This window comes from Corynebacterium bouchesdurhonense (assembly GCF_900078305.2).
Classification (GTDB): Bacteria; Actinomycetota; Actinomycetes; order Mycobacteriales; family Mycobacteriaceae; genus Corynebacterium; species Corynebacterium bouchesdurhonense.
Genome location: NZ_LT546024.1, coordinates 82,566 through 94,347 on the forward strand (window position 1 = coordinate 82,566; position 11,782 = coordinate 94,347).

Here is an 11,782-nt window from a genome sequence, read left to right on the forward strand (position 1 = left end):
GGCCGCAGCGCCGCCGTGTCGGGGCCCTCCGCCGGCGCAGCCGCCACCTCGAACACCGAGGACAGCAGCCGCGGCGTGATGCGGTTGAGCTCCGACAGGCCCGAGTTGTCGTTGATGCTGGTCGCGGCCGTGTCGAAGCCGTGTGCCGCCAGCACCTCCATGGGCGCGCCGGGCGCGTCGGTGGTGCCGCGGCGCAGCGCCACCTCGCGGCCGATGGCCTCGGCGAAGACGTTGTCCGAGTCCTTCATGGTGGCGCGCAGGCGCTCGGTGAGGTCCGGCGAGTCCACGGCCGCCAGCTGCTCGGCGCCCTCCGGCACGGTGCCGGGGCCGGCGTTGTCGGCGCCCAGGGCGTCGGCGAGCGCCTGCGCCACGTCGAGGGCCGGGGTGTGCGAGCGGGGCACGTCCCCGGACTCCTCCTCCAACCCGCGGCCGCCGTTGAGCATGGCGGGCTGGAGCGGGGCGACGTAGCCGCCGTCGATGTCTAGGGGGTTCCAGCCCGGCAGCAGTTCCGGCATGCCCTGCCACAGCGAGGTGTCAATGGACACCGTGGTGATACCCTTGTCCCGCAGCTGCGCGGCGAGCTGGTGAACCGCCTCGCGGCCCATCCACACGTCGCCGGAGGCCTTGATCACCACCTCGCCGGGGTTCGCGCCTCGGTAGACGGGCGTGGTGACCACGTCGCGGGGGCCGAGCTCCAGCAGGGCGGCGGCCGCGGTGAGCACCTTGGTGGTGGAGGCGGGGCGCAGCGGCTCGCCGGCGAGGCGGTCGAAGACCACCTCGCCCGTCTGCGCGTTGACCACGTGGGCGTGGAACTCGGCGAGGGCGGGGTTGGCGGCTTTGTCCTGGAGGGCGTCGAAAAGCGATAGCCCCTCAACAGGCGACCCGGTGGCAGGGGCGAGCACCGGCGCGGGCGTGGTCAGGGTGAACGCGGGCGCATGCTCGAGGGCTGCGAGCTGCTCGTGGGCGGCCACGCCGAAGCCGGCCACGGAGCCGACCGCCACCAGCGCGGCCGCGGACGCGACCCAAGACCAGACCTTCATCGGGTGAAAGCGTAGTACACAACTCCACACACACCACACAGGATCACATCGGCCGCGGGGCGGTTATACACAACTCCACACAAACCACATAAGAGCACATAGGGCGGTTACACTCGCAGCATGACCTCGCCGAACAACCCTTTCCGAGCCTCACTGGGATCGAGCCCGCCGCTATTGGTAGGGCGTGACGAAGTAATCGAGGATTTCGCACTGGCGCTTGAGGAAGGACCGGGCGCGCACGAACGCGTGTCCCTCCTTGTCGGCGCGCGCGGCGTGGGCAAGACCGTCCTCCTCAACGAGATGGAGGACACGGCGGCCCAAAAGGGGTGGCTGACGTTTTCCGAGACCGCCACAGAAGGGTTTGTGGAAAGCCTCAAACAGCAGCTGACAGAGTTCCTCGACGGTGAGCGATCGAACGCGAAGCGCAGCGTGCAGGTCGGGCCGGGGTTCTTCCGTTACAAGCGGGAGAGCCAGGCACCCGACCAGACCCGAGGGAGCTTGCGAGCTCTGCTGGGGCAGGCTCTCGACTCAATCGCGGATCACGAAAGGTTCAACGGCCGAGCCCCGGGCATCCTCATCACCATCGACGAGCTTCACTACGTGCACCAGGACGAGATAACTGAGTTCGCCACCACCATCCAACACTTGGTGCGGGAAAACCGGGAGATAGCGGTGGTGCTCGCCGGCATCCCGACGTCAATCCGCCCCCTGCTCGCGAGCCAGGACGGCAAAAATCCGATCACGTTCCTCCGGAGAGCCAACAGGATAGACCTCGGCACGATCCCTGCGGCGGAAGTACGCGACGGCCTCGAAGTTCCGGTAACGCTGGCGGGCAAAGAGTGGGACGAGCGAGCGCTGCAGTACGCCGTGCAAGCCTCCGGGGGCTACCCGTTTATGATCCAACTCATCGGCAACTTCTCGTGGCGGTTCGCAGACGGTCACGTCATCTCATTGGAGGCCACGCAGGCCGGGGTTTCGAAGGCGAGGAAGAAACTGGGCCAGCTGGTACACGAACCGGCGCTCAGTGATCTTTCCAGCGAGGACCGCAGATTCCTCGCCGCAATGTCGTTAGATGACGGCCCGGCAAAAGTCACGGATGTGGCGAAGCGCCTCGGCGTGAGCGACCAGCAGGCCTACAATTACCGCGCCCGCCTGCATGAAGCCGACATCGTGACCATCGACAGAGGTACCGCAGACTTCATCCTCCCGTTCCTGCGAGAACACCTGCGGGACCATGTTGTGGCCGATGTGCTCCGGATCGAGCCAGCGCACCCGCCCGAGCTAGGATAAGTGCCAGTCAATTCCGCACGATATAAGGAGCATCATGGCTATCGAGGTCATCATCGAAATCCCGAAGGGTTCCCGCAACAAGTACGAGGTGGACCACGAGACGGGCAAGGTCTTCCTGGACCGCTACCTGTTCACCCCGATGGCGTACCCGGCGGACTACGGCTTCATTGACAACACGCTCGCGGACGACGGCGACCCGCTGGACGCCCTGGTGATCACCCCCGAGCCGGTCTTCCCCGGCGTGACCGTGATCGCTCGCCCGATCGGCGTGTTCAAGATGACGGACGAGGCCGGCGGCGACGACAAGCTGCTCTGCGTCATCGATGACCCGCGCTACGAGTCCTACCAGGACATCACCGACGTCTCCGACTTTGTCAAGGACGAGATCGAGCACTTCTTCGTGCACTACAAGGACCTGGAGCCGAACAAGCACGTCACCGGCTCCGGCTGGTCCGGCCGCGAGGACGCCGAGGCCATCCTGCAGGCCTCCCTCGACGCCTTCGAGCGCGCCGGCGAGCAGAACTCCCGCGAGAACCTCGAGGCCGAGAAGGAAGCGAAGACCGAGAACTAGCGGTTTGGGGGGCGCTGCGCGGGTGGTGCGCGGGCGCTGCGCAAAATAGTTCGCCGCGCCGTGAACTTTCTTACACACCGCGGCCGCCCGCCCCGCATTTCCCCAGGTCACTGAGGGCCAGCCCCGCGGCCCGCGCAAAATAGTTCACTCCCCGCCGCCCCTCGTGTGAACTTTCTTCCAGGGGGCTTTGCTTATCGACGCCCCCTTGCAACAGAGCCTCGGGGCCTATGCCGCTCAAAACCGATCCCGGCAGATACCTGCAATCCGGAACACTAGTTCCACATTGCAACTATCTGCCGGGTTTCGACAATTGAGCACCTTCCAGCGGCCGGGGTGAGGGGGTTGCTGCGTTCACCATTTTCACCCCGTGAACACTACGACCGCCCCCGGCGCCCCAACATCGACCGATGGGTTGAACAGGGGCTTTTACTTTTCAGCGCCCCGCTCCCCCGGCCACGACACCCGGCGAACCGCCCGGTCTTCCAGCGCCAAGTCGTCCTCCTGTTGGCGCTCCTTCTGCCGGCGCAGCCACCAGATCAGCAGCAGCACAACCAGCAGCGCCACTGCGAGAATCGCCCACATCCACCACTGCACCGGACTGCCCGCCTCATCGAACACCGAGGAGTCGTCCGGGTCCATAGGCACGCGCTTCGCGTGAACGAGCAAGCGGTGCGTATTGATGCCGTACGGCGTACAGGTGACCAGCGTGAGCAGGTCCTGTCCCGGCTCGTTCAGCAAGCTCTTCGTGTCCTCAGGCAGCACCACCTGCGTGTCGTACACCTCGTACTTGAGCTTCTCACCAAAGACGGCGAGGTAGATCGCGTCGCCCTGCTTCATCTCGGTGAGGTTGTCAAACAGGGTGGCGTTGGTCAGGCCCGTGTGCCCCGTGAGCACCGCGTGTGTGTCCGTGCCGCCCACCGGCAGCGACGTTCCGTACAGGTGACCGACGCCCTTCGCCAGCACGTCGTCGCTCGTGCCGTGGAACACCGGCAGGTGGACCTTGATGGACGGGATCACAATCTGCGCCATCGCGGGCAGACCGGACAGTTGCCCCAGGTACTCCTGGTACTCCGCGTTGCCGGTGGCGTCACGCGAGGACCAGGGATCGATGATCGGCCCGCCCTTCCCGTGGCGGTTGTACTCGCGGGCGGCATCAATCGCCGCCTGCATCGCGTCGGGGTCCTTCTCCACTGCGTCGTTCATCAGCGCTTGGTAATCCTCGGCCACTTTCGCCTGCCGAAAGTTGTTCCACTGGGTGGCCACCACTGGGTACAGCAGCACCGCGAGGCCGAGGAGGATAAGGAGCACGGGCATGAGCGTGCTTTTCGACGCACCCTGCTTCTGTTGCCTCACTACCACCTAGCTACTCCAGACCTTGTTTGCTCTCAACACCTTCCATGCCCCTCCCACCCCAGACAACGTTCCATCCTGCTGCTGGGGTGAGAACAGGCTACACACTGCGACGGCGCAACATCACGCATCCGAGTGCAACGATCACGCCTGCGAGACCGGCTAAGGTCCCGACACCAACCCCGCCTGTCCGCGGAAGCGTCCCGGGGGTCTTTATGTCCGGGTAGTTCACAAACGAGTCAGTAACGGTGACGCCAGCCGACGCGTTGGCAGCCGTCAGAACGATGGTTTCGGATTTGCGTTGGTTGTTAACCCCATATCCGTTAGGGGCTCGAACTTCTTCAATGACGTAGGTGCCTAACGGAAGGTCAGCAACCTTAAACGAGCCGGCCTCGGGGTTCATGTCATCTTTCGCGCTGAAACCAGTGTTGCCGTAAGTGCAGCCGGGAGCATTGTCGTTCACCGCCCATTGCTGATCTTGAATCTCCTTACCGTTCTCATCCTTCGTTCGCTTAAGCATCCATTGCGAGCAACCGAGCAGCTTGCCCTCGTTGTCCACTTTCTTCCAAGCGATGGACGACTTCAGCACGGGCGTGTTGGTGAACGTACAGGTGATGTTGTCATTCACAGCTGCGCCGGTAGAGACCTCCCAGACGCGCCCGGACCCGCCTCGGCGGGCATCTGGCACCGGCGACGCCGTCGCTCCTGGGCACTTCAGTTCGGTATCGTAATCCTGCAGGTTTGCGTTAGCGGCGGCGTTCTCGCGCAGCAGGTACTTCGTGTTCGGCTCCAACTTGAAGGGTCCAGCCTGCAAGGTCTTACCGTCGCTAGTCTTTTGCAGGCCGTTACTAGACCCCTGCGTCACCGCCGCACTGCCGAGCGCAGAGTCCGCATACGCCGAGCCCTGATTCCCCGTCACCTTTGAGATGGAGAGTTCGAACTGGTCACCGTCTTTTTTGCGGCCGTTCGGAAGTTCTTTTTGCAGCGAAATCTGCGGCACGACACGGTTCACCATTTTGACAACCACACGGTCGCCGGGTTTCAGTCCGTTGATCGTCTGGCTCGCGGATTGCAGGGTGCCGCTACTACGGACCGTCCCTGTAACCGCGTCTTGAATCTCGTAGGTTGAGGAGCCTGGTACAAATTCGTATCCCGATTTGCTGTTTACAACCTCGCTAATAACAGCAGTGGTTTTACTCAGGCTTGGGTCAGCATACTGCGTCAACGTCCAACGGACTTTCGCCGGATTGGATTTCGAGGCACCGTATGTAACGCCGTTCGCGCCCGCAGTTGATTGCCTGATTACCTGGTTCGCATCGCCTGAGAGGTAACCGAAGGGCGGGGTCTCTTTACCCCTCTGGATATCCGGCTGAGGATCCGGAATATTCGACAGGTTCAGGCTCATACCCCAGCCGTTCGCGGTTGACTGGTCGGAAAGCGGCTTCCCGTCTGCGCCAACTACCACCTTGTTCACTTCGAACTCGATTTGGCACGTCACCTGGCTGGCCGCGGCTCGAAGCGTGCGCGCAAGACGGGACCAGTCCGTACCAAAGTAGTCGATGCCGTAATCGGGTCCTGACACGGCCTTCAGCTGCCCCGAGCCGTTCCAGTACTGGAAATCTTTCGCGGACGCAACACCTATACTCACGATCCGCATGCCTTTGGCCTTGAGCTCGTTCGCCGCGTAAATACCAGCTTCGACACCGCGGACGGAGCCGTCAATGTTCACACTGTCTTTGGCAGTCCCCCCCATGTACCAAGTATTTGCATCACCGTCGGTAACAAAGATGATCTGGTCGAACTGTTGACCAGAGTTCAAAACGGATTCAAACCCCGATTGCCAGTTGGTGGTACCGCCGAAATCGGAAAGTGCCTCTCGCGCGTTGGCTTTCGCGAGTTTCAGTTGAGTATCTACCGGAACCGGGTCTGAGAAAGTATTCCCCTTCCTCGCATCCGCTGCGAACGGGAAGAAGGCTACACTGGCACCCGTACCCACAAGGCTATCTAGAAACCCCCCCGCCCCGTAAACCGCATTTTGATAGTCGCTAACGCCTTTGGCATCATCGATCGACTCGGTTGTATCGAGCACCAGCGCGATTCGAGGCCCACCTGTAGCCTGGCACTTTCGGGCTCGTTCCATCGGGGGGTTGTTAAGGGATTGTACGCTCGACCCAAACGATCTGATCTCGTCCCAAGTCACCAACTCACTGCTATAAAGAGGGAACACTTTGCCCCAGTAGGGGTCCGTTGAGCCGGTACGCGCGTTCGCAATGTTTACAAATCCGGGGAGGGCCGCATTAGTGCGGTTGTTGTAGTTTCCGTACTCGCCCCAGTTGATTTGGCCGATGTGGTAGGTACCAGGGTATTCGTTTTCCTGAACGACGAAACCGTACTTACCAGCGTACGACGAGGGCACGTAAATGATGCATTCGCCAGTGTTTCCGGTCGTGCACGTGGCCCAATCAGCGCTGATCGGAGCCTGCGGGCCCCGATCAGACGCGTTGAATAGGTCCCCGCTTTCATTGGCAGTCCAAAGGCGGAATTTGATCCCTTCGGAGTATTGCGAAGTGTCGTTACGAAACGCCGCGGCACTTACCCTGATGCCCACTTCGCCACTTCGGGTGTGGCGCATCTGCGTTGGGGGGAGCCCAGTCCCAGATTTCGGATCCACCGAGGTGGTCGGCGCGGTAGACGTCGGCTGAGTGGCCGACGACGCTGCTGAGGTGGGCGCCGCTGTCGTGCTTTCTGGGCTCGTCGTAGACGTTCCAGATGTGGCCGAAGCGGGAGCGGTCGTCGTCGTGGGCTCCGGCTCCACCGAAGTCGGAGAATCGGTGGTACTTGGCGTCGATTCCGGAGCGGTCGGGGTGGACTCGACGCTCGATGATTCCTCAGAAGTTGGAGGAGTCACGGTCTTGGTCGTGCACTCCTGTCGTTCGGTCTGGACCTTCGCAATAACTTCATAGTGCGATCTGTTGGTATCGGTATTCGGAAGTTCAATCTGGATACGCCCAGAGATACCTGGACCTTGCGGAGAGGCAACTGCGGTCGCCGAAGGAAGGGCCACCGTTAGCGTCTTGCCACCATTACTGAGCTGGCCGTTGTAGGGCTTAAACACGTACTGGTTGGTGCCAGTTGCAGTAAGCGACGGAATGTCGGAAAGCTCGCCAGTGCGGTTATGAACGATCAAACTGGCACTCGAGCTAGTGAACGCCCTGGTAGTATTGCGGAATTCGAAACCCGTGATTTTTTCACCAGGCTTGAGACCGTCGAAACTGAACCGCTTGAGCGTATTGTCCTTACCATTTCCGACTGTGATCGGAATCGTAAGCTGACGGTCTTCTGCGTCATAGACGGTGTTGCATTCGACAACCTCTTCCGCGTGTGTCTTCGGCGAGCCTGTGAAGATGGGCATCATGCCGACCGCGACCATCACCACCGCTAGTACCGTCAGCAGCTGCCAAGCACCCCAACCAGCTCGGCAACGGTTGGTTTTATGAGGCATGAACTCCACTTTCAGATTTAACATGGCGGTTACTCAGACTTTTCTTCGCGGGAGCGGCGAACGAGGAGGACGCCCCCGGTGATCAGGGCGGCGGCGACAACGAGCAGCCAGATCACGTTGGCGCCCGTGGAGGCCAGCGGGCCGCCGGGGCCATTGCGCTTCGGGGTGTCGCCGGGGTTGCCCGGGCCACCCGGAGAGCCGGGCACGCCCGACGTGGTGGTCACCGTGGACGGGGGCTCCGTGGCGCCGGTGGTGGACGTGGTGGTCCGGGTGGGCGGCGGCGGGGTGGCCGTTGTGGTCACGGTGCCCGGCGTGCCTGGGGTGCCGGGCGGCGGGATGCGCCGGGTGGAGGGCGGCGTCGTGGAGGGCGTCGTGGAGGGCGGCGTGGTGGTGGTGTCCGCGTGGGACTTGACCACAATCACGGTGTCCTCGTTGGGCGTCACGCAGTCCTCCTTCAGCGTCGGCATCAGCACCAGGAAGGGGTCGGAGGTTCGGTAGTTGTGCGCGGTGTCGGCCGGGGCGACCTCCTCCACTAGGTACATGGCGGGCTTGACGTCGCGGAAGACGGCGTCGCCGTTGGCGTCGGTCCGCTGGGAGCCGACGTAGTCCAGGCCGTTTGCCCGGGCCTGGTCCACGGTGAGGTGTTGGGCTTGGGAGAGGCCGGAGGGCGTCGACAAGCGAAGGCCCCGAACCGAGTAAAGCTTGAACTCGATGCCCTCGATGGAGCCGAGGGGAACCGCGGCGTCGTCGTACGGGTTGCCTGTGGTCTTACGCACGGTGAGGTTCTGGGGCTCGCCGGTGTCGCGCATGAGCGAGGCGTCGGTGAGCTGCGGGCAGGCACCAACCACCGGGCGGGTGTCAGCGACAGCGGGAGCGGCGGCAATACCCAGCGCGACTGCGCCGGCGAGCGCCGAACTTACGATTCTTGAGGCCAAAACTTCCGCTCCTCTACCACTGGTGCTTCCTGATCCTGCTGCTTGCGGCGGCGAAGCAGCCACCACGCGAGCGCGAGCACGATGAGCGCGGCCGCGCCCACCAGCGCCCACATCCACCACTGCACGGGCGTGGCGGTCTTTTCAAACACGTCGGTGTCCGCGTCCATGGGCACCCGGTGCGAGTGCACCATCAGGCGGTGCGAGTTGATGCCGTACGGCGTGCAGGTGATCAGGGTGAGCAGGTCCTCGCCCTGGCGCGTCTTCAGGCTGTCAGTCTCGTCCGGCAGCACCACCTCGGTGGCGTCCACCTGATACTTCAGCTTCTGGCCGGAAACCTGCACGTAGATGTCGTCGCCCACCTTCACGTCCGTGAGGTGGTCGAACAGCGTCGCGCTGGTCAGCCCCGTGTGGCCGGTGAGCACCGCGTGCGTGCCCTCGCCGCCCACGGGAAGGTCCGTGCCGAAGAGGTGGCCCACACCCTTCTGCAGCACGTCGTCCGAGGTGCCGTGGTACACGGGGAGGTCGATCTTGCCGGTGGGCACGATCAGGCGGGCCATCACCGGGAAGTTGTTCAGCTCCGCCGTGTAGCGCTGGTACTCCGGGTTGTCGGTGCCGATGCGGGTCAGCCACGGGTCCAGAATCGGACCCTTGGTGTGTGTGTGGTTGTACACCACCGCGGAGTCATACACCTTCCGCAGCACGTCCTCCGGCTCGCTGTGCTGCAGCTGCGCGTATTCACTGGCCACGCGGTGCTGCCGCACGTTGTTCCACTGGGTGGCAATGACCGGGTACAGCAGCACCAGCACACCAACCAGGATGATGATCACGGGTGTGAGCAGCGACTGCTTGCCCGCCTGCGGCTTCTGCCGCGGCTTCGGCGCTGTCAGCGTCCGCACACCCATCACCACCGTTCATTTCTAAGTTTGAGGGGGAGATACCGCCCGAAGGCGGCCAGTTGCGGCGAGGGCTCTCCCCGATCACCCTCGCCGGGAGGTATCGATAGTGCATTTGCCTATCGACGCCCCCTTTTCACCAAACCCCAGCACCAACGCCAGAGCCTGGCCGACTCACGCCGCGACGCTTACGCGGAGCGACGCTTTGCGGAGTACGCACCGGCCGCGATGATCAGCGCACCCAGTGCTGCGAGGATGCCGATACCCATGCCACCGGTGAGCGGCAGCTTCGGGGTGGAGTCCTCGAGGTTGACGACCTGGTTGTCGGTGTTGCCCACCTTGACGCTGCCGTTTGCGACGGTCCACACGCCGGCTTCGTTCCGGTTAGCGTTGATCTTGAACTCGATCGGCTGTGCGAGGAGCTCGTAACCCGCCGGAGACTTGGTCTCCACGAGGCAGTAGCTGGTCCACTCGTTGGCGGTGGTGAACTGGTTCTTCTCAGCGTCGTAGCCCCAGTTAGCGATGTTGTTCGCGTGCAGGCCAGTGATGGTTACCTTGCCGGTGTCATCAGAGACCCACGTGGTCTTGCCAGCGGCGGTCTGCTCCTTGGCATTTTCACCGAGATTTTTCGTGTCGAGGGCAGCGCAGGTTTGGTCACCCTTGATGCCGAAGACCTTGAACTCGGCGTCCTTCAGCCCCTTGCCGGTGGAGTTGACCTTGGTGAATTCGAGGTCGCCGAAGAAGGTGTGAATTTCTGGGGTGTTCTTCGGAGTCTCCGGCGGGGTGCCGTCCTTGTCGTGCTCCTGGCTGTCGTTGGGGTTGTTCTCGTAGTGCTGCGCAACGTTCTTCAGGTCACCGTTACCGGGCTTGGAGTTCACGGTTGCCTCGATCGTTACGGTGATCTTGTCGCCGTTATCTATCTTGGCGATGCCTTCCTTGGTGAACTTGACCAGGACCTGATCGCGGCCGTCGACTTTCGCGACCGACACGGTGTAGTCCTTGTCCTTCACAAATTCGCGATTCGGGGTGGATGCGACAGTGACCTTGTCCGCGGTGGTGCTCAGCGCCGGGTCCAGGTTGTCCTCGACGCGGTAGAAGGTGCGGTACTGAGTGTCCGGATCCACGTACTGCGCGTAGGTGTCGACGGTGTAGGTCACCTTGTCGCCAACGTTTTTACCCGTGTCCGTAACCGACTTTTCCGGGTTGGTGTTCTTGCGGTTCTTCGGGTACGCGGTGATGTCGTACAGCCACTGGGTACCACCGCCGGTATTTGCATCGTTATTGCGAGTCATCGGCACGAAAACCAAGGAGTCGGCGGCCGGGCTGTAGCCCTCGGCCGGCTTGGTTTCCCTGAGGTAGTAGACACCTACAGGGAGATCGGTCCAAGTGGCCTTGCCACCGTTTGCGGTGGTCTGCACGCTGACAACGTCCCCCTCCCCCGGTTTCACGTCCGACACCTTGAGATTGGATGCCTTCACCAGCTGGTCATTCTTAGTTAAGTCGTAGCCGGGGACTTTGTACAGAGTGAACTCGACGCCGTCGAGAGATGTGCCAGTAGCGCTGCTGTCGACCTCACCGGTGGAAGTGTGCGTCTCCTTAGGGTCAGCCTTCTTGAAGATGGTCAGCGAGCCCTTGGCCGTCGCATCAATGGTGGAGTCAGAGACGGTAAGACCATTTGACTCGTACGCTTGGCCGTCAGCAGCATAGGCGGGCATGATCGGGGCGGCAACACCCAGGGACAGAGCAGCAGCTGCGGCAACCGTCACGGAGCGCACTGCGATGGAGTGATTCTTCACGTGGTAACCCTTCGGGTTCAGGGCGGGCGACAAACCCGCAACGGAATACAGAATCCGCGGTCCACACCCCGGGTTAAGCCGGGGTGAGGGTCGCAGTATGGACCGGGGGCAACCCGGCACCGCCCAGACACTCAAAGATTCTTAAAACCGAAAAGTTCCGGCGGATAAAGCAAAGATAAGCCCCCCCCCCCTCGAAAATCGAACTGAAAAGGGCTAGGGAATCCCATCAAAATGGCTTGCCGGCACCCCACCAGTGGATAAGACGAACCTGTAACAGTGACACGGTTCTTATAAGTCCACGTAGACCGAGTAGCGCACTTAGTTGTTTTTCAAAACCTAAATATTCTGTGAAGTTGGTCACAGCAAACCCCCAACCTCCCCCTCCCCCGCGACACCGTCGTACTG

8 protein-coding genes are annotated in these 11,782 nt (G+C 62.3%); 2 read left to right on the top strand and 6 right to left on the bottom strand.

What is annotated here, in order from left to right:
- A partial coding sequence (locus tag BN4252_RS11240; protein WP_066524396.1) for a D-alanyl-D-alanine carboxypeptidase occupies positions 1–1,040 on the bottom strand: 1,040 nt, incomplete at its 3' end.
- Between the two features lie 120 nt (positions 1,041–1,160).
- Between BN4252_RS11240 and BN4252_RS01205 the strand changes: the two genes are divergently transcribed.
- Entirely contained in the window at positions 1,161–2,330 is a 1,170-nt protein-coding gene (locus BN4252_RS01205; protein ID WP_066524398.1) for an ATP-binding protein, read from the top strand.
- A gap of 34 nt (positions 2,331–2,364) precedes the next feature.
- Positions 2,365–2,901 carry an inorganic diphosphatase gene (locus BN4252_RS01210; RefSeq protein ID WP_066524399.1) on the top strand — a complete coding sequence of 179 codons (537 nt, stop codon included), beginning with the start codon at positions 2,365–2,367 and terminating at the stop codon, positions 2,899–2,901.
- 426 nt (positions 2,902–3,327) lie between these two features.
- Here the strand turns inward: BN4252_RS01210 and BN4252_RS01215 are convergent, their stop codons facing one another.
- The 5 genes from BN4252_RS01215 to BN4252_RS01235 all read right to left on the bottom strand — a co-directional run bounded on the left by BN4252_RS01215 (position 3,328) and on the right by BN4252_RS01235 (position 11,377).
- Entirely contained in the window at positions 3,328–4,215 is an 888-nt protein-coding gene (locus BN4252_RS01215) for a class C sortase (protein ID WP_066524401.1), read from the bottom strand.
- 136 nt (positions 4,216–4,351) lie between these two features.
- A complete protein-coding gene (locus tag BN4252_RS11005) occupies positions 4,352–7,777 on the bottom strand; it encodes a SpaA isopeptide-forming pilin-related protein (RefSeq protein ID WP_143341141.1) in 3,426 nt (1,141 codons plus the stop codon).
- A gap of 5 nt (positions 7,778–7,782) precedes the next feature.
- Positions 7,783–8,688, bottom strand: a complete 906-nt coding sequence (locus tag BN4252_RS01225; protein WP_096877737.1) for an LPXTG cell wall anchor domain-containing protein — start codon at positions 8,686–8,688, stop codon at positions 7,783–7,785.
- Positions 8,670–9,584, bottom strand: a complete 915-nt coding sequence (locus tag BN4252_RS01230) for a class C sortase (RefSeq protein WP_392389913.1) — start codon at positions 9,582–9,584, stop codon at positions 8,670–8,672. Before BN4252_RS01230 ends, BN4252_RS01225 begins: the two co-directional genes overlap by 19 nt.
- A 185-nt stretch (positions 9,585–9,769) precedes the next feature.
- Positions 9,770–11,377 (bottom strand): SpaH/EbpB family LPXTG-anchored major pilin, encoded by a 1,608-nt coding sequence (locus tag BN4252_RS01235; RefSeq protein ID WP_066524411.1) that lies wholly within the window; start codon positions 11,375–11,377, stop codon positions 9,770–9,772.
- Between the last annotated feature and the right edge of the window lie 405 nt (positions 11,378–11,782).